Genomic DNA, 23,628 nt, shown 5'->3' on the forward strand with positions numbered 1-23,628 from the left:
CCGGTCGGCAGAGGCGAGACGCGGAGCTAGTGTTGGGTTGACGTCGGAAGCGCACATGTCGGAGATGGCGATGCCGGTACCGATTCCCGAGAACGAAGCGGATCGGGTGTCCGCGCTGCACGCGATGGCGGTGCTCGACACGCCGCCGGAGAGCGACTTCGACGATATCGTCCAGATCGCCTCGGAAATCTGCGCCGCGCCGATCTCGCTGGTCACGATGGTCGACACCGATCGGTGGTGGTTCAAGGCGCAGTGCGGCTCCATCGGGGTGAGCGAGGCGCCGCGTGAGATAGCGTTCTGCTCGTACGCGATCATGGGCCGGGACCTGATGGTCATACCCGACATCACTGCCGACGGCCGGTTCGCCGACAACCCGATCGTGCGAGGGGATCCCCGCTTTCGGTTCTACGCCGGCGCTCCAATACTGACCAGCGAAGGCGCCGCGCTCGGCACGTTATGCGTGCTCGACTACAAACCGCATCGGCTCGACATCGAGCAGATGCGCGCCCTTCGAATCCTGGCCGGGGAGGTGACCGAGCTGCTGGAGCTGCGCAGGCAGGCTCTCACCGGGACGCTCGATCCCCCGCCGGAGCTGCGCACCCTCGACCTCGCGTACATCACCGGGGACCGCATCCACCACCTGCGCGCGATCGGCGATGACCGCAAGACCGCGATCACCCTGGCTCCTACCGATCCGGCCTGGGTCCGCGCCGATCCGGTCCGGCTGGACCAGGCGGTCGACTACGTCAGCTTCACCGCACTCAAGGCCACCCCGGCGGGTGGGCGCGTCGCGGTGCGTGTGGCGACCTCACCGTCGCCGACGATCGAGATCCGCCAGGCCGCCGGGTCGGGCCCGCCGAAGTGGTGGGCCGACCTGTGCGGCACGGGTACATCGGACGAACCGGTGCCGCACGCGGTCGCCGACATCCTGCGGGCGCACGGCGCCACCAAGGCCAGCACCTCCGTCATTCCGGGTTCGACCGACGTCCGGATCGCCTTGCAGTTCCCGCCGGCCTAGTTGCCAAGAACAGGCTCTCCTTCGTTGTTGGGTGCGGACTATGCGCTGGACTCGGGAGCGCGGTAGACGCTGCTCACGACGTCCGGCGCGCTGGGGTCGACCGCGTCGCCGAGCCGGTCGGCCGGTATGAGATCGAGGTGCAGGTCCGTCCGCCGAGTGGCCATAGGTTGCCAACTGGCGGCGAGCGGCTCCCGGTCGATGACCGGCGAGCCACGGCGACGCCGGTTGGTGCGGCCGTGGCGATCCGGGTGACGATGTTGTCGAGGTAGGCTATCGCGGCGGACGAGCCGCGGCCGTGCACGGCCGCCGGAGGCCGTCGCCGTCTGCCTGTGTGGGGCCGCTGGCGGCCAGGTGCGCATGGCGGCGAACAGGCATATCGACGTTGGCCGCGACAGCGCGGATCGGGACTGTGCATGCGGCTGCGGCCTTGTCTGTCGACGCCGTGGGCCAGACCGCCGGGGGACCGCGAACAGGCGCTGGCGCTCCGATCCTCGTTGACATGCACCTCGAAATGCAGGTGCGGACCTGAGGTGTGCCCCGACGATCCGACCGTACCGATGACCTGGCCGGGCTCCCGGTCCGGTGATGGCGGTGTCCGGCAGGGATCTGGCCCAGGTGACGTCGGCCGGGGTGTACGGGTCGGTGGCGCACGCCAGCACCGCAGCGGCCCGGCCACCGTCGAGGACGGCCGTCTGCGCGCCGAGGGCGGCCAGGGACGCCGCGGCGTGCTCGGCACGGCGCAGCACCTCGATGTCCCGGCCGCGCTCACCGGCCGCGGTGACCGCGACGGTGACGGTCCGCCACAGCGGGTCGCGGCGGGCGGCGAGCTCGTCGAGGAACCCGGCGTAGTCCAGGGCCCCTCGGCCAGCGCCGGATCGGTGATCGTCTCGGCCTGGTCGGCGACCCGCAGGGCGTGCCCGGCGAGGTCGACCCGCTGCGCGGCGACGACGATCTGCACCGGCCCGGCGAGGGAGTTCAGCCAGCGCCCGTAGCCGCCGATGAGCGCGGCCTGCTCCTCGCCGGTGCGCAGCCCGATGTTCACCGTGGTGCAGGCGACCAGCGCCACGGCGTGCGGGCCGGTGTCGACGACGCCGGCGTCGCTGATCGCGGTCGCGGGCAGGTGCAGCATCGGCAGACGTGCGGGTCGGCACCGCACGAGGTGAGGCGGGTGGCGGGTTCCAGGGGCAGGCCGGAGAAGGTCACCGCCGGGGCGAGCTGCGTGATCTTGCCGTAGGGCGTGCGGAAGGTGACGGTTCTGGCCGGGTAGCTGCCGGAGGCGGGGAGGTCGGTCTGGGTGGCGGTGTCGACCAGTCCGAGGTCTTGCACCCACATGGTGCTGCGGGCGAGTGACACCCGCACGGCGTACGAGCCGCCCTCGAGGCTGCGGCGTAACAGGGCGGCCATGGTTCCTGCGGTTCCGAAGTATCCGGTCATCAGGTCGGCCCTGTAGTACACCGGCGAGAACCTGGGTGGGCCGCCGTCGCCCTCGGTGTGTGAGAAGCCGGTGGCGACCTGCGCGTTCTGGTCGAGGCCGGGCCGCTGTGCCCTGTCGAAGTCCCTGGGCGCGGTCGGCGGCGTGATCAAGGTCATGAGCAGGTACACCTAGGTCGCGGACTGGCTCGTTGCCGTCACCACCAACGTGTACTGCGCATCCACCGCGAAGGTGCCCGACTTCCCGTGGATGTGGACCTGGTGCTCGCCGGCACTGGGCGAATCGATCCGGGCCCAGAGCCCGCACGCGATGCCTCGGGTCTTGCCCGAGGTGTCGGTCACCGGGTTGCCCGGCGCGGCCACGAACGTGATGGTCTCGTGCTCGATGCGCTCGAGGGGCACCTCCACCCCGTCGAGCTGGATCGTGCCGTTGGCGTCGGCCATGTAGCTGCGGCAGTCGGTTTCGTCGCCACTGACCAGATTGATCGCGGGCGCGACCAGTCGTACGCCGAGCGGTACGGTGCAACGCCGCTGTACCTGCCCGCCGAAGGTACCGGCCAGGAACCACACATCATCGGGCTGGTTACGGGCGCAGTGCGCGCCGGTGCGATCGGCCACCGGATTGGTGTCGACGGGTTCGGTGGTGGCCCACTCCCACCAGCGGGCCTGCATCGGGCGCTGCGCCGGCGATGCCGTGGGCGGCGGCGCCGTACCGACCCCGGTCGGTTCACTGCAGCCGGCGAGGACGACACCGCACGAAGCCACGGCAATGATCCGACGGAGCATGACCGAGACGATACTGGCCGCGCGTGCGCCGTCGCGCAGCAGCCGGTGGAGGCCGGCTAGGCGAGCGCCGCGTCGACCACGGTCGCCTCCATGCGCCGCAGCAGTGCCGTCAGGTCGCCGCGGCTGATGGCGGTGGTGTCGGCCTGCGCCCGCACGCTGAGGGCGTCGACGGCGTCGTTGATGTGGATCATCAGGCGCTGGTGGAGGCTCGGGAGCCGGCGCCATTCGAACGTGGCGGCACCGGCGGCGCGCACGTCCGCCGCGGTCGGCGCGGTCTCGATGGGTCCGTCCTCGGAGCGCCGGTTGTTGAACAGGCACAGCAGGTCGAAGCTGACGCCGCGCTCCCGGCCGATCCTGGCGATGAGCCCGTCGACGTCGCCCTGCGCGTAGTACGCGTTCTTGTGCGCGGTGAGCAGGCGGCGCCGCGCCCGCAGTACGAGGTCGTCGAACCCGCCCTCGGCGAGGTCGAGCGTGCACAGGCCGTGCTGGCTCATGTGCCCGGCGGCATCGGCCAGGCCGGGGCGGAACCGGTTGTTCACCGTGATCATCGTCGCCACCCGGGTGGCACCCGTCGCCTGCCCCAACGCGTCCGCGAACGCGGCGTACAGGACGGGTGTCGTGGTCACACCGAGCCGCGCGGCGATGGCGCGCAGGGCCCGGTACAGGGCGGGCGAGAGGAAGTCCAACTCCCAGTAGCGGTCCTCCGGCGGCGCGGCATCGTCCGGTACTGGGAGCCGAGGGGACGGCAGTGTCAGCAGTTGCGTCTCCCAGTACCGCAGCGCCGCCTCGTTCTGGCGCAACGCCGACGGCGTCAGCTGCAGCCGCGCCTGCTCCAGCGGCTGGAGCCCGGGCGGCCGCGGCGGCTCGCCCGTCGAGGCGTCGCGGTTGGTCAGATCCTCGAACATGGCCATCGCGGCCGTCGGATCGGCGACGTGATGCGAGAGCGTCACCACCAGGTGGGTCAGCGCCCCGGCCTGCCGGACCAGCGCCATCCGCATCGGCCATTCCCGTTCGTAGTCGAAGGGAACGGCGTAGTGCTGTGCGCTCACTTCGACGGCGACGGCGGCCGGATCCCGGTCTCCCGAGTCGTACACCTCGATCTCGGCCGTCCCCGCGTCCACCACGACCTGCGAGACGCTGCCGTCGGGCGCGAAACGCAACAGCGTGCGCATCGACTGGTACCGGCTCAGGTAGAACGAGTACTCATCGACGAACCGGTCCAGGGTCGCGCCGGGCTCCAACGCCCTGACCGCGCTCATCGCCAGCGAGCTGCCGGACGTCGCCATCTCCTTCCAGATGGACTGCTGACCCCAGCTCAGCGGGCCCACCCCAGCACCGTCACCCGCGAACGGGACGCCGATTCGCTCTACCAGGCCGCTCATCATCTCGGTGGCTCCGTTCGACGGACGATACCCAGCGAGGCACTCTATCGGTAGATAGCCATACATCAACGGTGCGTCGAGGCGGGCCCGGTGGCCCTTGCGACCGCGCACAGCCCCGGCCGGGATTCCCCCATGTCGGCGCCACCGTCCATGCGGGGTCGTACGCTCGCCTGGTGGATCGCCGACCGCTACAGAACCGCGTTCTGCCGACCGGGGACATCATCGCGGACCCTGCCCGCGGGACGCTGATGGGCAATCGGGGCTGCCTGCACGGCATCGGCCGGGAGCTCGGCGTCGCCCGCTGGCGGTCGAAGCTCTGGATCTGCTGTACCTTGACCTGGAAGGACGTTCGCCGCGACCCGATGCCGCCGGGCCGCTGGACGGCGTTGTTCTTCCTCGACGAGGCGACCGCGCTCGCCGCCGGGCACCGGCCGTGCGCGTACTGCCGGCGCGCGGACTTCCTCGCCTACGCCGAGGCGTGGCGCGCTGCCGAGAGCCTCGCCCGGCGACCGTGGGCGCACGAGATGGACGCGCGGCTGCACGATGAGCGGGTCGAATCACGGACCCGCCGGCAGGTCACCCGGCCGGTTCGATGCGCCGGCCTGCCCACCGGCGCGATGGTCCGGCACGACGGCACCGTCGGGCTCATATCCCAGCGGCGGTTCCTGCCGTGGACGAGCACCGGATACGGCCCGCCGCGACCGCTGCCCGACCGGGCCGAACTGCTCACCCCGCCGGCGTCGGTGGCAGCGCTACGGGCGGGCTACCGCCCGGCACTCCACCCGAGTTCGGACGACGGGGAGACCACGTGATCGTGTGAGGGCGGACATGCGGGGCGAGGCCGCGGCCGCCCCGTGATCGGCCGCGGCCCCCGTCCGACATGGCGCGGATCGATCATCGCGGTTGGGCCTTTCCGTGATCTTGCAAGTAAAACCCGTACCCTGCGCGTATGGGTGGCGAGGAGTTCGGTGCGCTGCTGCGGCGGCACCGTGTGGCGGCCGGGCTCAGTCAGCGGGAGCTGGCCGAGCGGGTAGGGCTCAGCGTGGCGGCGATCCGCGACCTCGAGCAGGGGCGCACCCGCCGGCCGCACCGCGGGTCGGCCGAGGCACTCGCGGAGGTGCTGGGGCTGGGCGCCGAGGGACCGGGCGTCGACGGCGACGCGCCGGTCCGGATCGGGGTGCTCGGGCCGCTGTTCGTGCAGCGCGGCGGCGAGGCGGTGCCGGTCGGGCGCGGGGCCCGGCGGGCGGTGCTCGGGCGGCTCGCGCTGTCGGCCAATGCGGCGGTACCGCTGGCGGACCTGCTCGAGCTGCTGCACGACGGCGGCCGGCCGGCGGACGCCGCGGGCGCGCTCTACACGCACCTGTCACGGCTGCGCTCGGCGCTGCGCCCGGGCGGGCGCGACGGGGACCCGGTCATCCACCGGACGCCGGGCGGGTACCGGCTCGAGGTCGCCGACGACCGGCTCGACCTCGGCGCGTTCCGGCGGGATGTCCTGGCGGCCGCCGCGGCCCCGCCCGAGCAGGCGCTCGATCTGCTGGAGCGGGCCGCCCGGCAGTGGCGGGGCGCGCCGCTGGAGGACGTGCCGCAACTGCGCGACCATCCGATCGTCACCACCGTCGTGGAGGAGCGGGTGCGGATGGCGCTGCGCCACGCCGAGCTCGCCCTCGCCGCCGGGCAGGCCCACCGCTGCCTGCCCACCCTGCGCGACCTCGCCGCCGCGCACCCGCTCCACGAGCTGCTGCACGCGCGGCTCATCGCGGTGCTGGCGGCCGAGGGGCGCCAGGCCGACGCGCTCGCGGTCTACGGGCGCATCCGGCAGCGGCTCGTCGGCGAGTTGGGCGTCGAGCCGGGCCCCGACCTGACGGCCGCGCACCGGCGGGTGCTGCGGCAGGAGCCCGCGGCGGTACCGCACGCACCCGCGCCCGCCCGGCCGGCACCGGCCCAGCTGCCGGCCGACCTGCAGGCGTTCGCCGGGCGCGGGGCCGCCGTCGCGGCGCTCGACCGGCTCGGGTCGGCGGCCGTCATCGTCGTGTCGGGTACCGCCGGCGTGGGCAAGACGACGCTCGCCGTGCACTGGGCGCACCGGATCCGGGCCCGGTTCCCGGACGGGCAGCTCTACGTCAACCTCCGCGGCTTCCACCCCACCGGCGACGCGGTCACCGCCGCCGAGGCGCTGCACGGCTTCCTGACCGCACTGGGGCTGCCGCCGGGGCGGGTGCCGGGCGATCTCGAGGCGCGCGCCGCGCAGTACCGTACGCTGCTCTCCGGCCGGCGGATGCTCGTGCTGCTCGACAATGCCCGTGACGCGGAGCAGGTACGCCCGCTGCTGCCGGCCGCGCCCGGCTGCATGGCCCTCGTCACCAGCCGCCACCGCCTCACCGGGCTGGTCGCGGCCGAGGGCGCGCAACCGGTACCGCTGGATCTGCTCCCACCCGACGAGGCCCGCGCACTGCTGACCCGCCGGTTGGGCGCGGAGCGGCTCCGGGCGGAGGCCGAGGCGGTCGACGCGATCGTCGAGCGGTGCGCCCGGCTGCCCCTCGCCCTCGCCCTCGCCGCCGCCCGGGCGGCGACCAGGCCGGGCCTGCCGCTCGCGAGTCTCGCGGCCGAGCTGGCCGACCGCCTCGATGCGCTGCACGGGGACGAGCCCGGCACCGACGTGCGCGCCGTCCTCGACTGCTCCTACCGGCAGCTGACGCCGGCTGCCGCCCGGCTGCTGCGGCTCCTCGGCCAGCATCCCGGCCCCGACCTCGGGGCGGCCGGCGCGGCCCGGCTCGCGGGGCACAGCCGGTCCGAGGTCGCGCCGCTGCTGGCCGAGCTCACGGGCGCGCACCTGCTCGCCGAGCCGGAACCCGGCCGCTTCACGATGCACGACGTGCTGCACGCGTACGCGGCCGAGCGCGGCCGCGACGAGGACCCCGCGCCCGTGCGGATCGCGGCCCTCGGCCGCCTCATCGAGTACTACGTGGACACGGCCACGGCCGCCATCGCGACCGTCCTGCCCGGCGAGTCGGAGGCCGACCTCGCCGGCTTGTTCGAGAATGTCGGCGCCGCCCGGGCCTGGCTGGACCGCGAGCGCGTCAACGCCGTCGCGCTCGCCGGACACGGCCGGCCCGCCGAGACGATCGCCATCGCCCGGACCCTGCAGCGGTACCTCGACCTGGGCTACTACACCGAGGCGCAGGACCTGCACTCCCGGGCGCGCGAGGCCGCCCGGCAGCACGGCGACCCCACCGCCGAGGCCACGGCGCTGAACCATCTCGGCGTCACCTACCTGCGGCTCGGCCGCTTCGCGGACGCCGTCGAGCTGCACCACCAGGCTCTGGAACGGTTCCGGGCGGCCGGTGACGCCGCCGGTGTGGGGCGCAGCCAGGAGCTGATCGGCAACGCCGCATGGCGCCTCGGCGACTACGAGAGCGCCCGCACGTACCAGTACGCCGCCCTCGACACGTTCCGGGCGGCCGGCCACCGGCTCGGCGAGGCGATCCAGCTCGTCCACATCAGCACCGGCAACCGGCAGTTCGGCGACCTCGAGGCCGCGGCCGAGGGCCTCGACCGGGCCCTCGTGCTGCTGCGCGAGCTCGGCGCGCGGCACGGCGAGGCCTATGCGCTGGACACGCTGGGCCTGCTCCGCCAGGAGACCGGCGCCGCCGACCGGGCCGTCGAGTGTCACGAGCAGGCCTACGCGATCTGTACCGACATCGGCTACCCCGCCGGACAGGCGGACGCGCTGCACAACCTGGCCCGCGCGCTGCTCGTCCTCGGCCGGTCCGGGGACGCGATCGTGCACCACCATCGCGCCCTGAGCCTGTTCCGTGAGATCGGGGCGCGCGCCCGCGAGATCGACACGCTCAACGGGCTGGGCGCCGCACTGGCCGCCGCGGGCGAGCCGGACGCGGCCCGGGACCGCTACGCCGAGGCCCTCGCCCTGGCCGCGGAGACCGGCGAGCGGCTCCAGGAGGCCATCGCCCACGAGGGCCTGGCCGGCCTCTGCGCCGCGGCCGGCGACCGGGCCGGCGCCCGGCGCGCGTGGCGGCACGCCCTGACCGTCTACACCGACCTGGGCCTGCCCGACGCCGAGCGGATCAGCGCGGCGCTGCGGGGAGCTCGAAGATCAGCTCCGTGACGGTCGTACCGCGGGCGCGGGCGAACTAGGTCTCTACGGCGCCATCGGCACCAGCACGGCCAGACCGCGCCGCTGACCGCGCGTGACGCCGGTACGAGCACTGACCTGGAGCAACGTCATCGCCTACTCGGTGTCGTGTGGCTCTCTGGGCCTGAAGACGTTCAGTGCCCGCTCGAGGTCCGCACGCACCGCCGAGGGTGTTTCGGCGACGGGGTCGTCGGCGATAGCTGCGAAGATTTCATCGAAATGGCGGGCCTTCATCAGCCCGTACGTGTCGAGCCGGTCGGCTTCAATCTTGCAGACGATCAGCTGCCGGGTGACGGCCTCGATATCCCGGTAGGTGATCTGGCTCGGGTTCGCCTCTGCGCGTGCGCCTTCGTCAGGGTCCGGGCGTTCGGTCTCGAACCAGCGGCGCAGCCGGTTGAGGATCGCCAGGAACGCGCCGTTGTCGATGGATTGCTGGATCGCGCCGTCGCTGAAGCGCTCACCGCGGACGTAGGTGGTGGCCAACCGCGCCGCGTCGGCTACGGGTGCCTCCATCAGTCCAGCTGCATCAGGGAACAGCGGGCTGGTCCGGTGCCACTCCGGCCAGTTGAACGACACGATGACGCCGAGCTCGTACAACGACTCGATGATCGCTTGAACGGAATCGCTGTAGAGCGGGTAGTGCAGGGTGAAGACTCCCGGCTCTGTCTCGCCGCCACCACGCCAGCGAACTTGCAGTTTTCCTGGAGAGAGACTGTCGGCCAGGTCGAACAGCCGCCGCCACCGTTCCGCGGGTTTGGCCGCGAGTGCCGCGGTGATCTCTTCGTCGGTGGGTCCGAGGTGGTTGACGAACGCGGTGTAAGCATCCTGGTCGAGCAAGACGAAGCGTACGTCGGCGACCTGGGTCGAGGTGGCACGGACGGTCCCGATCGCGATGCGAGCGGCGTCGTCGAGCGGCCAGCCTCGCTGTCCCGCCGAAATGGCCGGGAACGCAACGGTGGACGCACCCAGCTCGTCGGCAATCCGCAGGCTCTCGCGGTAGCAGGAGGCGAGCAGCTCGGAGCGGTCCTCGTCCGCGGAGTGAACGGGGCTGACGGTGTGAATCACCCAGCGGGCCGGGAGATTCCCCGCCGTGGTCGCCACCGCCTGCCCGGTCGGCAGCCCTGCGCGGTGTCCGGTGGCGTGCAGTTTCCGGATCTCAGCAACGATCGCCGGCCCACCGCGCCGTTGGATGGCCCCGCTGACACCGCCACCACCCACAAGCGAGGCGCCGGTGGCGTTGACGACGGCATCCACGTTCTGCTCGGTGATGTCGCCCTGAACGACATGAATCCGCATGCCCGCGGAGTTTGCCAGGCCCGTGAGCGGCGCACCATGCTCCCCGGCAGCCGGACGCTTAGTTACTCGAGCTGTCGGTATGGCCGCCTGGGCGGCAATCACCCGAACTTCGTCCATTGGCCTTCGGAGACCACCTCGACCGAGCCGTCGACGACTTTGATGGCCGTCTGTTCGTCAATGGCGTAGGCCGGGCCACCGATGTCGGCGGCCCACCGCTCTGCGTCAGACGGGGTGTTCGTGGGGAAGGCGTTCAGGTGCGGGAAGATCGAGAAGTCGACGACTCCCAGGGTGCGGTCGTCCGGCGCGGACTGCCACTCGACGAAGTAGTCTCCGATGCGGGGCGTCATCACCATGCTTCCGGCACTCACTCCCACCCAGACGGTGCCGGGCAGCGAAGGCAGCAGATCGGCCAGCCCGGACTCCCGCATCCAATGGCACAGGTACGTCGCATCGCCGCCGTCGACCAAGAGCACGTCGGCCTCGCGGACCCACGGGACCCAACGCTCCGCGCCGATGGTGGGCAGTGCGGTGAGCTCGAGGACACCGAGGGACGCCCATCCCAGGCCGGACAGATACTGCCAGTCGGGCTCGGGCTTGGCGGCTATGAGGCCCCGTACCGATGTCGGACCGCACATCGGGTGACCCCACTGTGCTGTCGGGACGCAGAGAGCGTGGCAGTCTGCGACCGGCTTGCCGAGAAGCTGCACGAGCGCCGCGTGGATGCTCGGGTTCGTAACGCCGCCTGAGGTGAGCAAGAGCTTCACGGTGCCTCCGAATTCGCGCGGAAGGTGGACGTGCCTGAAGGCCAGGGATCGAGCCGGACCCATCGTAGTTCGGGCCTCCCCTTCCGGAAGTCCCTCAGGCAGGTCGGCGGCCGTCAGGTGACCGTTCGCACCGCTTGGATCCGGTTCTCGCGTAACCGGTAGAAGACATGCCCGGCGAAGGTGACGCGACGGCCGATGGCGGGGCGAGGCGACGCCGCTGGTCGTACGGTTTGGAGCCTGAGTTGTTGGAGCACCGGTCAGCATGCCGGGCGTCAGTCGACACGGATCAAGGTTTTGCCGCGGGCTCCGCCTTGCCTGGCGGTCTGAACGGCTTGAGGCGCCTCGGCCAGGCTGACTTCCCGGTCGATGGGAGCGACAAGGCTTCCCGTCGCGAGGCGCTCGCTGACCCAGCGGAGGCGGGCGGGTTTGTTGTCGAGCAGGTAGTTGGTGGCGGTGATTCGGCTCTGGGCGGTGAGTTGTCGGTCACGGCGCCGGCGATGGACACGATCCTTCCGCCGTCGCGTACGTGACGCACGGCGCTCTCGAGGCCGCGCCCCACCGGGGGCCGGACACTGATGACTGTCCCGGACAGGTGATTCGCGGCGTCGCTGCACAGGAAGGCCACGAGTCCGATGAGGTCGTCCGGCTGGCCGAGCCGTCCGCCGGGGTAGCCGGCCGAGACGCGCTCGACGTGTTCCTCGCCGACGCTGTTGCGCACGCCCGGTCGAGGTCCACGTTTCTCCCGTCTCCACAGCTGACTCGGGCGGGCCCAACAACATCATTGTTGGAACGGACTGTACTCAGATCCGGTGTCGGCAACAACAGTGTTGTTGCTATCGTCGACGTATGCGTGCTGTGATCATCACTCATCCCGGCGACCCCTCCGTGCTGGAGGTCGCCGAGCGGCCGATACCGCGACCTGGCCCGAACCAGGTGGTCATTCGTGCGGCCGCCGCCACCGTCAACCCGACCGATGTCCTGCTGCGTCAGCGGGGAGACGGCGTGTTGTCGCCGCCGTGGATTCCCGGCGTGGAAGTGGCCGGGACAGTGGCGGGGGTGGGAGAAGGCGCCGACTTCCAGCCCGGCGAGCGGGTCTTCGCCGTGGTCAACGCCCGTAGCCCGGAGGGCGGTGCTCAGGCGGAGTTCGTTCTGGCGTCTGCCGCGTCGGTGGTACGGACTCCCGCCGGAGTCTCGGACGTCGAGGCGGCGACGATTCCGATGAACGGACTCACCGTTCTGCAGGCGCTGCGCCGACTTGGCCTTCCGCGCGGCGCGACGTTGGGCGTGATCGGGTCGGCCGGCGCCGTGGGGCAGTACGCCGTCCAACTTGGCGTTCATGCCGGGTTGCGGGTCCTGGCCGACGCCAAACCCGGCGACGAGGAACTGGTCCGCGGTTTCGGCGCCCACGAGGTGATTGCCCGGTCCGACAACCCGGGCGCCGCGTTCCGAGCGGTCGTTCCTGGCGGTGTCGACGGATTGATCGACGCCGCCGTCATCGATGCGGCCGCGCTCGCGCCGATCCGCGACCACGGTGCGTTGGCGACTCTCCGGTTCTGGGCCGGCCCGGCCGAACGCGGTATCCGCATCGAGCCGGTCATGGTCCTCGACGACATGGAACAGATCGAGAGCCTGCGGGAACTCGCCGACCACCTCCGCGCCGGCCGCCTGACTACTCGGATCGCGGACACCTACTCGATCGACCGCGTGGGAGAGGCGCACCGCCGGCTGGCCGCCGGGGGCGTCCGCGGCCGATTGGTACTGGTCTTTTGACCGGCGGTGCCGACGTTGCATGGGCCAACGGAAACCTCGCGGCGACCCACCGGCCGGCCGGACCGGCTGCCGGCCACGCGGCGCCGCCGCCGAACTAAGCTGAGGCGATGCGGCAGACCTCGGAAGACATCCCGACCCGACTGAAACGGGCCGCTGTCGAGCTGTTCGCCACCCGCGGCCCCGACGCGACGACCGTGGACGAAATCGCCCGATCGGCCGGAGTCAACCGCGAACGCGTCTACGCGTACTTCGGAGGAAAAGACGGCCTCTTCGCCACCGTGCTCGGCGACGAACTGCTCGCCATCGCACAGGCCGTCACCCTCGACGCCGCGGGCATCGCCGATATCGGCGCGTTCGCAGGCAAGCTCTTCGACTACCACACGAACAACCCTCGGCTCCAACGGCTGCTGCAGTGGGAAGCCCTGCGCTTCGGCGACCACCCGGTGCCCGACGAGGCCGAACGACGCAAGCACTACCAGGACAAGGTCGACGTCATCGTCCAAGCCCAGCTCGACGGCACGCTCAGCGACGAGATTCCCCCCGGCGACCTGCTCTTCCTCCTCATCACGACCGCGGCCTGGTGGTCGGCCGTCCCCCAGATCACCCGGATGACCGAGAGAGGTTCCTCCACTCCCGAAGAGGCCACCGCCCGACGCCGCGCCAGCGCCGTCCGCGCCGCCGAACTACTCGCGCTCAAACATCCGATTCAATAAGGAGCCGAAGCAGCGTCTGGGGCTGGTACGCGGCCTGCGAATGGCAGGGTGCTCCGAAGATCGGCTCCAAGCGCCGTGTGCTCTCAGCACGTTCGACGCGGATCTGCGGCCCGGGTGGCCCGCGCATCGTCTTCGGCGAGATTGGTTCAGTTGTTCCCGACCGCTGCGGCCCAGTCCCAGTTGACGCCGAGCTGGGTGTAAAAGGCCGAGTATCCGAGGTAGCAGTCGAACTTCTCGACCTTGCCGTTGCGCAGGTACCAGAAGTCGGCGGTTGGGATGTCGACCTTGGCTCCGTTGCCTTTCAGGGTGCCGGCCGGCGTCGGCAGGGACCCGTTGAACGTGCCCCGGACCGACAGCTCGATGCTGATCACATCGCCGTGCACGGTGATCTGCTTCAGCTCGCGATGGACGTCGGGAAGGATTCCGACCATCTTGTTCAGCACCTGGCCCAGCGCCTCGCCCTGGTACGTGTGGCCGGCGACGACGTCGTTGAACACACCGTTGCGCGCGAAGACGGCCTCGAACGCGGGCACGTTGAGTTTGTCGCCCTCCGCCGTGTCGTACGCCTGCAGGACGGCCGCGAGGTTCGCCTTCTCACGCGGGTTCAGGTGGCGGTCGGTGAGCGGCAGCACCGACAGGTCAGGCCCGGTCGATGCCGGGGTGAGCGGCCGGCCCTCGGCGGGAGTTGCGGCTCGCGACGGTACCGCGCCGAGGGGGAACGCCCGGGCCACGACCGCGGCGCCTGCCGTCTTCCAGTGGAGAGCCTTCACGACGATCTCCTTCCGTTGTCGACCGGATCCGCCTCGCCGGCCCGGCCAGAAATAATTCAAATGCTTGATTGAGTATATGCGAGCCCGGCGCCGAAGCGTCAAGGGCGCAGCCACTGTGCGGTCGCACGCGTCACCTGCCGGCCAGCCGGGATCTGTCCGAAATGGGTGCGCTGGGGGCTGTCCACCGCCACGGTCCAGCAGTACGTGGTCGCGGTGCGCTCGTTCTACGAGTTCCTCGTCGAAGACGGCCTCCGCGAACGCAACCCGGTCCGCCGTGGACAGTCCGGGCGACGCGGTCGTCGTCCCAGGCAGGGTCTGGTGCGGCGGGTCGAGCAGGCGCCGTGGATCCCCAACGAGCGGGACTGGCAGCGGATCCTGCACACAGTAGCGGCGGAGCCGCTGCGCAACCGCAACCGTGGCCCCTGGGCCGAGACGCTGGAGTCGGTCCCACCGCCGTGGCGGGACTGGGCACTACGGTGGCGACGGCTGTCCACATTGGAGCCCGCGACGGTACGCGGCCGGTTCTCGGTCATCCTGATCGCCCGGCGCTGGGCAGCGGAACGGTACCCCGAGGCTGGCACCCCGGACCTGTGGACCCGCGACATCGCCGCGGAGTACGTCGCTGACACGCTGACCGCCACGATCGGGCAGTGGGCCGGGCACAGCCACAACCGCACCCGATTCGGCCAGCCGCTCAGCGCAAAAGGCAAGGCCCAACGCATCGACCACATCCGCGGATTCTTCGTCGACCTCATCGAATGGGAATGGATCACCGGCCGATTCGACCCGCGGCGGGTGCTCAGCCTGCCCCTGTCCGTCCACGCCCAGATCCGCCCCAACCCGCGGATCATCGACGACGCGGCCTGGGCCAAGCTGATGGCCGCCGGGATCACCCTCAACGCCGAGGACATCAACGGCTACGGCACCCCAGCGGCCCGCGCGGCAGGCAGCGCCACGACGTTCTACCCGATCGATTCACTGGACTCGTTCGGCGAGCCTCAGCTCAGTCAGGTAGCGCTTGACGACCCGCCCCCCGTAGTTCTCGTCGATGAGCCGCGCGATGGAGTTCAGCAGCGCGCTCTGCTGCCCGTCCGGCAAGGCCCGGTGTCCGGAGTAGGTCAACAGAAGATCCAGGTAGTCCGCTGTCGAGTACGGCAACTCCCACTCGTACCGGTAAAAGCTCGCAGGCCCGAATCGCCCGGACGAGGTCAGCTCCCGGTCGTCCTCCGGGATGTCACGAGCAGCTTCAAGACGCAGGCCCGGTGGGGTCGCCGGATCGAAGCGCTCGTAACACTTCTGAACCTCGACGAAGAATGCCTCCGTCCAGGTGCCGCCAGCGATGTGGCGGGTCCCCACGGTGGCCAACAGACCACCGAGACGCAAGGCGTCAGCGGACTTCGACACCCGCACGGCCGGGTCGACCCAGTGAAACGCCGTCGCGGAGAACACCACATCGAACGGTTCGCTAGGCAAGGGCCACTCCTCGAACGCCGCCGTAACGACCTCCACCGAGTCGAACGCGGCAAGATTTCGCCGAGCCACAGCTGCCATGTCCGTGCCCAACTCGACGGCCACGATCCGGTAACCCCGCTCGGCCAGCGGCACGGTCGCCTGCCCGGTTCCACAGCCGATCTCCAGCACCCTGGCACCGAGCGCTACTCCGGCCACAGCGAGATCGTCGAACATCCGCAGCGGGTATCGGGGCCTGGCACGGTCATACCGTTCGGCGTCCTCGTTGAAGGTTTCTCGCAGCTTCACATAGTCATTGCCATCGCTCACCCACAGAGAGTACGAGGGCTGTTCCCACGGCAGATACTCAATTCTGGATGTCAGGCGCGCCAGGACACAGCCGCTCGTCCACCTGCCGATCGTTATCGGAAATTCGCAATAACGTGCCTTTTTAGCTCAGGCCGGCTGGGACCGGCCCCGGAGGGCCCCCGCCAGCACGGGTACCAGAAGTTGCTCGAGCCGCTCGGCCGGCTGCGCTGCCAGCTCAGCCCCCAGCGGAGCAAGAACCAGCCAGTTCAGCAAGCCGGCGGAGCACCGGACCCGAAAGATCAACTCCTCTTCGCCGACCTCGGGAAGGCTGGTCATCAGCACGCGAAGTGCGTCGGTGCGAGTCTGCTGAAACTTGGCGATCAACCGCTCCCAGCCGTCCGGCGGATCAATGCCGACGCGGGCCACCGTCCGGATGACCGCCAGCTCGGTGCCGCCCGCGGTCAGCGCCTGCATCATCGGCCGGCCGAACGCGGCCGCCAGTTCCTCCACCGTCGAACCTTCGCTCAGCTGACCGAGCGCCTCGAGCTGGGCGTCCAGATAACTTTCCAGCGCGCTCTCGACGGCCGAGTCGCACAACCCCTTCAGGGAGCCGAAGTGGTAGCTGACCGCCGCCACGTTGGCACCGGCCCTGACGGTGATTTCCCGCAGTGAGAGACCTTCCGGCCCACGCGACGCGAGCAACTCCAGCGTCGCCCTCAACAAGCCATCGCGCGTACGCTGCCCAGCCGCGCGGCGCAGATCTGTCTTCCCGGTCGCCACGCCCGAACTAAAACGAATGTTTGATTTCTTGTCAAGCGGCGTCGCGCAACCACCTACGGGACGAGGCGGTCGGCGATGAGTCTGGTTGCGGCCTGCTTGACCTGGTGGTCGATGGGGGAGACCTCCAGCGATCGCAGGCCCGGAAGGTCGCCGAGGCGGGTGGTGGCGAGTTCGTAGAGGGCTTCCAGGTCACGGCAATGTGCGACGGCCTGGAGGTTGTCGCGGCCGGAGGTGGCGGCGGCGAACGGGATGGCGGGATCTTGGGCGAGTGCCCGGCCGGCGGCCTTCAGCTGAGCTGGATGGATGCGCAGGAGCAGGACAGCGCGCGTGTGCAGGCCGAGGGCGGCCGGGGGGATCTCGACATCGATGTGGACGACGCGCCGCTCCACCAGGGCCTGGAGGCGGCGGGCGGCGCGGCCCGGGGTGAGGTTCGCGGCGGCGGCGAGCGTGGACAGCGGGGCGCGGCCGTCGACGGCCAGGGTGGCGAGCAGCTTTTCGTCAGCGGCGTCGAGGGTGGCCGGGACGGCGGCCACGGCAGCGGACTCGACGAAAGGGGCCTGGCCCAGGGCGGCCTCTTCCTGCGGGGTGAGGGCGCCGGACAGAGTGGCCCAGTAATGGCCGCGCCCGCCGATGAACTGGTGCAGGATCACGGCCGCGCCGATGTCGAGGACGGCGGCGGTGCGGGGGAGGAGGCGGCCGATCAGGTCGTCGCGGTCGGTCGTGGTGCGGGAGCGGACGGCGCAGGTGATCTCGGTGCCGGCTGCGCCGACCGCGATCCAGCTGACGTCGTCGCGCCGGGCGAGGCCGGTGGCGATCCCTCCGACGCTGTCCGGGCGGCAGCGCAGCCGTACCAGCCAGCGGCTCTGACCGAGCGCGCCCGGGTCGAGGACGCCGGCGACGTGGATGACTCCGTCAGCGCGCAGGCGTAGGTATCGGCGGCGAACGGTGCCCTCGGTAAGACCCAGGACGGCGCCGATCTGCGCGTACGACGCCCGCGGGTCGAGCTGAAGAGCTCGGATGATTCGTACGTCATCCGGCTCCAGAGTGCCGGATTCGGCCACCGTTGATGCGTTCACGGAGCCAATCCTACGAAAACTGGCTCAAAGGTGAGCGGACGGCGAAGCTTACGGCGTACCCGGAAAGGGGTTTCATGATCGCAACAGAGGAACATTGGCAGCTGCTGTTCTCGACCGACCACCCGTTCCAGCGACCGTCCCGGACGGAGATCGACAAGTTCCTGACCGGGTTTCCGACCGATGCGGCCCGCGAGCTCTTCGCCGCTGGCAACGCCCGCGCTCTGTTCGGCATCTCATGACGACGGGAAGGGACGGCCAGGTGACGACTGCGGTGGTGCTGGGAGGTGGCGGGACCGTCGGTGTTGCCTGGCAGACGGGCCTGATCATCGGGCTGCGCGAGGCCGGCGTCGACCTCGCGAGAACCACGGGGATCATCGGAACCTCCGCGGGCTCCCTGGTCGGTGCGTTGCTGGCGAGCGGCCGAGACGTGACCGGCGCCCTCGCAGTGCTGGCGGCGGTGGGGGAACGGCTCGACGCCGGCACCCTGGCGGCCGGCTCCGACGGCTTCCAGGACGCCTCCCGCCGGGCAGCGGCTGCCGCGGACCCCCGGCCGACGCTGCGCGAGATCGGCTCCGCCGCGCGGGAGGCGCCGGTCACGCTCACCGAGGACGACTACCTCGGCCTGTTCGGCGTCCTCGACGGTGTCACCTGGCCGCTGGGCTTCCGGTGCACCGCGGTCGACACCGACACCGGCGAGTTGGTCGTGTGGGGCGAGCACTCTCGGGTGCCGCTGTTGCACGCCGTCGCCGCCAGTTGCGTCGTGCCGATGCTCTTCCCTCCGGTCACCATCGGCGGCGTGCACTACATAGACGGCGGCATCGTCAGCCGGCTGAACGTCTCGGCCGCACCACCCTCCGACGTACTCGTGGTGGTGTGCTGCCAGCCGCTGGAGGGCGCGGACGCGGCCCAGGTCGACAGGCAGCGCGGGTCCGCCCGGGTGGTCACCGTGGAGCCCGACTTCGGTGACCTCGGCGCCCCGGCCCGCATGATGGATCCGGCGGTCACCGCTCGTGCCTTCCCAATCGGCAGGCGCCAGGCGGAAAGCGCAGCGGTCGCGATCCGTGCTGCCAGCACTCGTTGACCGAGCCGTGTCGCAAGCTACCCCGGCGGCGGGCCGTCCACGCTGTCCCAGGTGACGCGACCGCTGTGCCCGATGAGACGGCTCTATGACGAAGACGTTCCATCGCGGCGGGGACATAGGGCCACGCCGAATATCGTGATGACGAAAACGAAGGCTGCTTCGGCGGCTCTGGTGACGCGGGCCTCCCGGCAGGCCCGGTCCATCTTGTCGCGGTAGAACTCGTAGTCGGGGTCGGCCTGGTCCGGCTTCGGCGGCGTCAGCCAGAAGACGTTGCCGCAGTCCATGTCGTTCGGGTGGTCGCCGCCGGGCTCCGAGGTCAGGACCGGAGCCGCGAGAAGGCCCACGACGAGCAGAGCGCCGGCGATCGCCAGCCAACGACCCATGCCCTGCAGCCGACCGCGGATACGGATCTTCACGCGTCGATCCTATTCGCGCGGGCAAGCCGAGAGACGGTACGTCCGGACCGTCGTGCGCCTGGCCGCGCCCGGCGCCGACGGCCCGACCGGTACCCCTCAGGATGAGCGCGGCGAACTGCGCTGGTAGCGCAGGGACAGCCCGGCGGCCGCGAGCGCGGCCTCGAGGCCGGACGGTCTGCCGCGCCAGGCGACGTGCGCGTCGGGCCGCACCAGGGTCCACGGCGTCGCCGCGTCGGCCGCGGATACCAGCGTGACGGGCCGGCCGGCGATCGCGGACCCGGCCGCGGGCGGGGCGACGAGCACGAACCGGCCGTCGCGCAGGGTCTCGTACAGGCGGCGGCCGTTCTGCAGGCCGAGGTCCGCGGCCCGCGGGGCGTGCGGGTAGTCGATGCCGATGCCGGAGATGGTGCCCGCGGCCTTGCGCGCGATCGGCGGCAGGCGCAGCACCGCGCCGCCCACGATGGAACGGGCGAGGCGGCCGGCCCGTGACTCGACCATGGCGAGGTGGATGATCGCGCCGCTGCTGCGCAGGACGAGGCGGCCGACCGGATGGCGCTCCTGCACGTAGGACGCAAGCTCGGCGTCGGCTCCCGCGCCGACGCGGTCGCCGCCGCCCACGGTCTACTACCCGTAGCCAGCTCTCCGGTCACGGCGGCGACCACTCCGGCGGTGCCGGCGAGCCAGGGTGCGGGAGCCTCGACGAGTCATAGCCCGGCATTGCCCGGAGTCGGTCCGCTACATGCGAGATTTCAGGACGTCGACCTCGCAGCCCGGGGCAAACGGGTCGAAGCCGTGTTCGGCGAGCCAGCGGACGTTGAGGAGGCTGCGGAGGGACCACCAGGCGCGGATGGCGGCCGGGTCGGCGGCGGGGCCGTAGCCGGCGAGGATGTCGGCGAGGCGGTCCTCGTGGCCCAGCGTCAGTGTGGCGAGGTCGAACATCGGGTCACCATGGCCGGCCTCGGACCAGTCGAGCACGCCGGTGACCCGATCGCCGTCGGTGAAGACATGGGTGATCTGGAGGTCGCCGTGGGCGAACACCGGGGTGAACGGGCGGAAGGCGACCTCGGCGACCTCACGGTTGCGGGCGACCAGGTCGGCGGGGAGGACGCCGTTCGCGACGAGCAGTTCGCACTCGGATTCCAGCTCCGCCCGGACCAGCGAGTCGGCGCTGCGACCGGGGCGCGCGGGTAGCGGCGCATCGTGCAGAGTGCGGACGGCGGCACCCGCGGCGGCCCAGGCCGCGGTCGAGGCGGGCGACGGCTCGCCGAGGCGGCCGAGGGCCTTGCCGGGGAGGGCGCCGAGCGCTATCACCGACGGTTTGCGCCACAGGATCGGCGCCGTCGGGATCGGCGCCGCGGCCATCGCCTCGGCCTCGGCGTCCAGGCGCGCCGGGTCGGCGTCCACCTTGAGGAACATGTCGCCGACGCGCAGCGTCACCCGCTCGGAGTGAGCAACCACGACCTGAACCTCATCCACACGGGCCAGTATCGCGGAAGGACCGCGCGGCGGCCCGCCCTTTGTCGCCCGGGCGCACACCATCGGCGCACGGGATGCGGGTGTGGGCGGGTGCGGGTAGTCCTGGTCGCCGGAGGCCACCTCCGGGTTGTAGAGCTGGAGGCATGGCGACGCCCTCCGGCCGCCGCCCAGTGGATGGTGGTTCGAGCGTCGGTCGGTTGTCACCCCTCGCCTCGCTCGATCGCGGCCGGGTGAGCGGCATAGCGTCACCTGCCCGAGGGCAGGATGGCCGCTGGGCGGGCAACGCGGGCACATTGCTTGCCTCGCAACACGAGGTGGTCGTGAGCCTGACCAGGGAGGACGCTGGTGGCGGGGCGACCGGATGGGGGGTTCGGTGATGCTGGTACGCCTGGCGGCCCGGCTGCTGCCGCCGACGCCGCCGCTCTGGCTGGGGATTGCGGTCGGCGTGCTGCTCGTCGCGGCCGAGATGCTGCTGGTCGATCTGCTCAGACACGTAGTGGCGCGGGACGCCCTGGAGGTGTTCTTTCTACTCGGCGTGCTGGCGATCTCCACGATTTGGGGCGTGCGGCTGGCGTTGGCGATGTCGGTTGTGAGCGTCGCGGCCTACAACATTGGCTATGTTCCGCCCGTTCGGGACCTCGACGTCAGCAAGACGCGGGACTGGGTGGAACTCGCGGCGTTCCTGGTGGCGATGGTCCTGGCCAGCGTGATGGCGGAGCTGGCCCGGGTTCGAGCGGTCGAGGCGGTCCAACGCCGCCAGGAGGCCGACCTCTTCGCCGGGCTGGCCCGGCACTGTCTGGCCGTGCACGACCTGCGGCTGGTGCTGCCGGAGGCGTCGCACCGCCTCGCGCGGATGCTGCGGCTGCCGTTCGCAGCGATCGAACGCGACAGTGTCCCAGGCGATGAGGACCGGATGGCACTCCCGCTGAGGTACGGCTCGCAGACCGGCACCTTGTTTGTCCCCGCCGACCTTCAGGACCCGGTCCTGCGCCGGGTGCGCGAACGGATGGTGCCCCAGTTGGAGATCCTGCTGCAGGCCGCGACCGAGCGCGAGGCCATGGCCGATTCCTTGCATGAGCTCGCGGCTTCCTTGCGGGAGCTCGCGGCGGAACAGGCGAGCCTGCGTCGGGTGGCGGTGCTCGTCGCCCACCTCGCGCCGCCGGCCGACGTCGTCGCCGCGGTCGCGGCCGAGACGGCGTCGCTACTGGCGGCGGACGCCACGAGGCTGATGCGCCAGGAGGCGCCCGGCACGGTCAGCGTCATCGCCGAGTACAGCCAACCCGGCGTCGAGCCCCTGCTGGGGCGGCAGTTTACCGTCGGAGGCGGCATTACGGAGCTGGTACTGCGCACCGCCCGCCCCGCCCGCATGGACAGCTACGACGACCGCAGCGGTCCTCTCGCCGATCTGGCGCGGAAGGAGGGCTTCCGCTCGTCAGTCGCCACACCGATCACGGTCGAGGACCGGGTGTGGGGCGCCCTCGTTGTCCTGTGGACCCGGGGCGAACCGGCGCCCCCCAATACCGAGCAGCGGCTGGCCCAGTTTGCCGAGCTCGTCGGCACCGCGATCGCGAACACCGAGAGCCGGGCCGAGCTCAACACGTCGCGGACCCGGATCGTCCTGGCCGCCGACGAGGCCCGCCGCCGTATCGAACGCGACCTGCACGACGGCGTACAGCAGCGCCTCGTGTCGCTCGGCCTCGAGCTCCGCGCGGCCGAGGCGCTCCTGCCGGGCGACCCCGACCAGGCCAAAGCGCAGCTCGGCCGGACAACCGAAGGCCTGGGCAACGCGTTCAACGACCTGCAGGAGATCTCGCGGGGCCTCCACCCGGCCATCCTTTCGCAGGGCGGCCTGATGACCGCGCTGAAGGCGCTCGCCCGCCGCGCTCCCGTCCCGGTCACGATCAACCATGGCCCCAAACGCCGGCTGCCCAGCGGTGTCGAGGTCGCCGCCTACTATGTCGTGTCCGAAGCGCTCACAAACGCGGCCAAGCACGCCGGCGCCTCCGAGGTCGACGTTGATGTCGACATCACCCTCGACGATCACACGGGCCGTGAGGTCCTCGTGCTCTCGATCCGCGACGACGGCGTCGGTGGCGCCGACCCGGCCTTGGGCTCGGGGCTCGTAGGTCTCGCCGACCGGGTCGAGGCGCTCGGTGGACACCTGCAGGTCTCAAGCCCAGCAAGGTCCGGGACGACCGTGCTCGCCACGCTACCGATCGACATCGACTTTGCGCCGACTGACTAACTCTCCAGCTCGCTGATCGCTCCCGATCCTCACGGAGACACGACGGTCTATCTACCGCACCACCTGCCCCACACCGGGCGGCACGCCGAACAACCACAATGATGAGGACATGGACGAGGTGACGATCCGAGACCGAGAACCAAGCGACCTGCAGCCGTGTGTCGACCTGCTCGCCGACGTGCATCGTCTCGATGGCTACCCGCTGAACTGGCCGACCGACCCGCATCGATGGCTTTGCCCGCCAGACATGTTGCACGCGTGGATCGCCACGACCGACAGCGCCGCCGTGGTAGGGCACGTCGCCGTACACGCCGCTCCCGTCCCGTCGAGAGAGTATGGTCCGACACCGCCGTCCGCCGAGCTCGGCCGCCTGTTCGTCGCAACCGCGTTCCGCCGGGACCACGTCGCGACCAGGCTGCTGCAGCAGGCACGACGATGGGCCGCCGAGCACCACATCGACCTGACGCTGGAGGTCGTCGCAAGCCAAGGGTCAGCGGCCATCGCACTCTACGAGCGCACCGGTTGGCAGCACCTGCACACCACGACGGCGAGCTGGACCACTCCGGACGGCAGCCCTGTCACGCTACGCCGTTACACGCTCCACCAAGATCCACGAGACCGGGCCTAGATCGCGAGGCGGAGGCCGAGTTGTCTGCGTTCTGTACCGACGGTGGCTACAGCTGGTTGCGGGCCGAGGCGTGGGCGCCACCGGCTCG

Annotated in this window: 24 protein-coding genes and 2 pseudogenes; 10 read left to right on the forward strand and 16 right to left on the reverse strand. The window is 71.0% G+C overall.

The window, feature by feature from the left end:
* The first annotated feature begins 70 nt into the window (after nucleotides 1-70).
* Nucleotides 71-1,018 (forward strand): GAF domain-containing protein, encoded by a 948-nt coding sequence (locus ACPPVO_RS24585; protein WP_426513502.1) that lies wholly within the window; start codon nucleotides 71-73, stop codon nucleotides 1,016-1,018.
* Between the two features lie 38 nt (nucleotides 1,019-1,056).
* On the opposite strand, the gene ACPPVO_RS24590 is transcribed toward ACPPVO_RS24585, so the two are convergent.
* Both ACPPVO_RS24590 and ACPPVO_RS24595 read right to left on the reverse strand, forming a co-directional pair.
* On the reverse strand, nucleotides 1,057-1,182 hold the full coding sequence (locus tag ACPPVO_RS24590) for a hypothetical protein (protein ID WP_426514970.1): 126 nt from the start codon (nucleotides 1,180-1,182) through the stop codon (nucleotides 1,057-1,059).
* Nucleotides 1,183-1,493: 311 nt separating this feature from the next.
* Nucleotides 1,494-1,586 (reverse strand): annotated as a pseudogene (locus ACPPVO_RS24595) (M23 family metallopeptidase); the annotation flags it as partial.
* A 157-nt stretch (nucleotides 1,587-1,743) separates the two neighbouring features.
* Between ACPPVO_RS24595 and ACPPVO_RS24600 the strand changes: the two are divergent.
* Nucleotides 1,744-2,010 (forward strand): hypothetical protein, encoded by a 267-nt coding sequence (locus ACPPVO_RS24600; protein WP_426514971.1) that lies wholly within the window; start codon nucleotides 1,744-1,746, stop codon nucleotides 2,008-2,010.
* A 46-nt stretch (nucleotides 2,011-2,056) separates the two neighbouring features.
* Here ACPPVO_RS24600 and ACPPVO_RS24605 read toward each other — a convergent pair whose 3' ends face one another.
* From ACPPVO_RS24605 to ACPPVO_RS24615, 3 genes are read right to left on the reverse strand one after another with little or no spacing between them, the layout of a single operon-like run.
* Nucleotides 2,057-2,608, reverse strand: coding sequence for a CoA transferase (locus tag ACPPVO_RS24605; RefSeq protein WP_426513503.1), 552 nt, complete (start codon nucleotides 2,606-2,608; stop codon nucleotides 2,057-2,059).
* Between the two features lie 12 nt (nucleotides 2,609-2,620).
* Nucleotides 2,621-3,235: a hypothetical protein gene (locus ACPPVO_RS24610; protein ID WP_426513504.1), complete on the reverse strand. Its 615-nt coding sequence runs from the start codon at nucleotides 3,233-3,235 to the stop codon at nucleotides 2,621-2,623.
* A 56-nt stretch (nucleotides 3,236-3,291) separates the two neighbouring features.
* Complete coding sequence (locus ACPPVO_RS24615; RefSeq protein ID WP_426513505.1) at nucleotides 3,292-4,563, reverse strand: condensation domain-containing protein; 1,272 nt, start codon at nucleotides 4,561-4,563, stop codon at nucleotides 3,292-3,294.
* Between the two features lie 227 nt (nucleotides 4,564-4,790).
* On the opposite strand from ACPPVO_RS24615, the gene ACPPVO_RS24620 reads away from it, so the two are divergent.
* Both ACPPVO_RS24620 and ACPPVO_RS24625 read left to right on the forward strand, forming a co-directional pair.
* Nucleotides 4,791-5,429 (forward strand): hypothetical protein, encoded by a 639-nt coding sequence (locus ACPPVO_RS24620; protein WP_426513506.1) that lies wholly within the window; start codon nucleotides 4,791-4,793, stop codon nucleotides 5,427-5,429.
* Nucleotides 5,430-5,566: 137 nt separating this feature from the next.
* Nucleotides 5,567-8,740, forward strand: a complete 3,174-nt coding sequence (locus tag ACPPVO_RS24625; RefSeq protein WP_426513507.1) for a tetratricopeptide repeat protein — start codon at nucleotides 5,567-5,569, stop codon at nucleotides 8,738-8,740.
* Nucleotides 8,741-8,863: 123 nt separating this feature from the next.
* Here ACPPVO_RS24625 and ACPPVO_RS24630 read toward each other — a convergent pair whose 3' ends face one another.
* The 4 genes and pseudogenes from ACPPVO_RS24630 to ACPPVO_RS24645 all read right to left on the reverse strand — a co-directional run bounded on the left by ACPPVO_RS24630 (nucleotide 8,864) and on the right by ACPPVO_RS24645 (nucleotide 11,609).
* Nucleotides 8,864-9,604, reverse strand: a complete 741-nt coding sequence (locus ACPPVO_RS24630; RefSeq protein WP_426514688.1) for a DUF6508 domain-containing protein — start codon at nucleotides 9,602-9,604, stop codon at nucleotides 8,864-8,866.
* Nucleotides 9,587-10,063: pseudogene (locus ACPPVO_RS24635) on the reverse strand (O-acetyl-ADP-ribose deacetylase); the annotation flags it as partial. The pseudogene ACPPVO_RS24635 and the gene ACPPVO_RS24630, both read right to left, overlap by 18 nt.
* Before the next feature lie 98 nt (nucleotides 10,064-10,161).
* Nucleotides 10,162-10,827 (reverse strand): Type 1 glutamine amidotransferase-like domain-containing protein, encoded by a 666-nt coding sequence (locus ACPPVO_RS24640; protein WP_426513508.1) that lies wholly within the window; start codon nucleotides 10,825-10,827, stop codon nucleotides 10,162-10,164.
* Between the two features lie 272 nt (nucleotides 10,828-11,099).
* Nucleotides 11,100-11,609, reverse strand: coding sequence for a zinc-binding dehydrogenase (locus ACPPVO_RS24645; protein ID WP_426513509.1), 510 nt, complete (start codon nucleotides 11,607-11,609; stop codon nucleotides 11,100-11,102).
* 64 nt (nucleotides 11,610-11,673) lie between these two features.
* On the opposite strand from ACPPVO_RS24645, the gene ACPPVO_RS24650 reads away from it, so the two are divergent.
* Together ACPPVO_RS24650 and ACPPVO_RS24655 are read left to right on the forward strand one after the other, a co-directional pair.
* Nucleotides 11,674-12,597, forward strand: a complete 924-nt coding sequence (locus ACPPVO_RS24650) for an NADP-dependent oxidoreductase (RefSeq protein ID WP_426513510.1) — start codon at nucleotides 11,674-11,676, stop codon at nucleotides 12,595-12,597.
* A gap of 107 nt (nucleotides 12,598-12,704) precedes the next feature.
* Entirely contained in the window at nucleotides 12,705-13,310 is a 606-nt protein-coding gene (locus ACPPVO_RS24655; RefSeq protein ID WP_426513511.1) for a TetR family transcriptional regulator, read from the forward strand.
* 146 nt (nucleotides 13,311-13,456) lie between these two features.
* Here ACPPVO_RS24655 and ACPPVO_RS24660 read toward each other — a convergent pair whose 3' ends face one another.
* The 4 genes from ACPPVO_RS24660 to ACPPVO_RS24675 form a co-directional block, all read right to left on the reverse strand.
* Nucleotides 13,457-14,080, reverse strand: a complete 624-nt coding sequence (locus ACPPVO_RS24660) for a nuclear transport factor 2 family protein (RefSeq protein WP_426513512.1) — start codon at nucleotides 14,078-14,080, stop codon at nucleotides 13,457-13,459.
* 975 nt (nucleotides 14,081-15,055) lie between these two features.
* Entirely contained in the window at nucleotides 15,056-15,859 is an 804-nt protein-coding gene (locus ACPPVO_RS24665; RefSeq protein WP_426513513.1) for a class I SAM-dependent methyltransferase, read from the reverse strand.
* Nucleotides 15,860-15,985: 126 nt separating this feature from the next.
* A complete protein-coding gene (locus tag ACPPVO_RS24670; RefSeq protein WP_426513514.1) occupies nucleotides 15,986-16,618 on the reverse strand; it encodes a TetR/AcrR family transcriptional regulator in 633 nt (210 codons plus the stop codon).
* Nucleotides 16,619-16,671: 53 nt separating this feature from the next.
* Nucleotides 16,672-17,694 (reverse strand): Lrp/AsnC family transcriptional regulator, encoded by a 1,023-nt coding sequence (locus ACPPVO_RS24675; protein WP_426513515.1) that lies wholly within the window; start codon nucleotides 17,692-17,694, stop codon nucleotides 16,672-16,674.
* Nucleotides 17,695-17,768: 74 nt separating this feature from the next.
* Between ACPPVO_RS24675 and ACPPVO_RS24680 the strand changes: the two genes are divergently transcribed.
* Both ACPPVO_RS24680 and ACPPVO_RS24685 read left to right on the forward strand, forming a co-directional pair.
* On the forward strand, nucleotides 17,769-17,933 hold the full coding sequence (locus ACPPVO_RS24680) for a hypothetical protein (protein ID WP_426513516.1): 165 nt from the start codon (nucleotides 17,769-17,771) through the stop codon (nucleotides 17,931-17,933).
* 20 nt (nucleotides 17,934-17,953) lie between these two features.
* Nucleotides 17,954-18,775 (forward strand): patatin-like phospholipase family protein, encoded by an 822-nt coding sequence (locus ACPPVO_RS24685; RefSeq protein ID WP_426513517.1) that lies wholly within the window; start codon nucleotides 17,954-17,956, stop codon nucleotides 18,773-18,775.
* A gap of 83 nt (nucleotides 18,776-18,858) precedes the next feature.
* Here ACPPVO_RS24685 and ACPPVO_RS24690 read toward each other — a convergent pair whose 3' ends face one another.
* The 3 genes from ACPPVO_RS24690 to ACPPVO_RS24700 all read right to left on the reverse strand — a co-directional run bounded on the left by ACPPVO_RS24690 (nucleotide 18,859) and on the right by ACPPVO_RS24700 (nucleotide 20,667).
* A complete protein-coding gene (locus ACPPVO_RS24690; RefSeq protein ID WP_426513518.1) occupies nucleotides 18,859-19,191 on the reverse strand; it encodes a hypothetical protein in 333 nt (110 codons plus the stop codon).
* Between the two features lie 96 nt (nucleotides 19,192-19,287).
* Complete coding sequence (locus ACPPVO_RS24695; protein ID WP_426513519.1) at nucleotides 19,288-19,809, reverse strand: hypothetical protein; 522 nt, start codon at nucleotides 19,807-19,809, stop codon at nucleotides 19,288-19,290.
* Nucleotides 19,810-19,926: 117 nt separating this feature from the next.
* Entirely contained in the window at nucleotides 19,927-20,667 is a 741-nt protein-coding gene (locus ACPPVO_RS24700) for a phosphotransferase (RefSeq protein WP_426513520.1), read from the reverse strand.
* A 376-nt stretch (nucleotides 20,668-21,043) separates the two neighbouring features.
* Between ACPPVO_RS24700 and ACPPVO_RS24705 the strand changes: the two genes are divergently transcribed.
* Together ACPPVO_RS24705 and ACPPVO_RS24710 are read left to right on the forward strand one after the other, a co-directional pair.
* A complete protein-coding gene (locus ACPPVO_RS24705) occupies nucleotides 21,044-22,912 on the forward strand; it encodes a histidine kinase (protein ID WP_426513521.1) in 1,869 nt (622 codons plus the stop codon).
* Between the two features lie 109 nt (nucleotides 22,913-23,021).
* A complete protein-coding gene (locus tag ACPPVO_RS24710) occupies nucleotides 23,022-23,540 on the forward strand; it encodes a GNAT family N-acetyltransferase (RefSeq protein ID WP_426513522.1) in 519 nt (172 codons plus the stop codon).
* Nucleotides 23,541-23,628: the final 88 nt, after the last annotated feature.

Origin of the sequence: Dactylosporangium sp. McL0621, assembly GCF_049995355.1 — a bacterium.
GTDB lineage: Bacteria > Actinomycetota > Actinomycetes > Mycobacteriales > Micromonosporaceae > Dactylosporangium.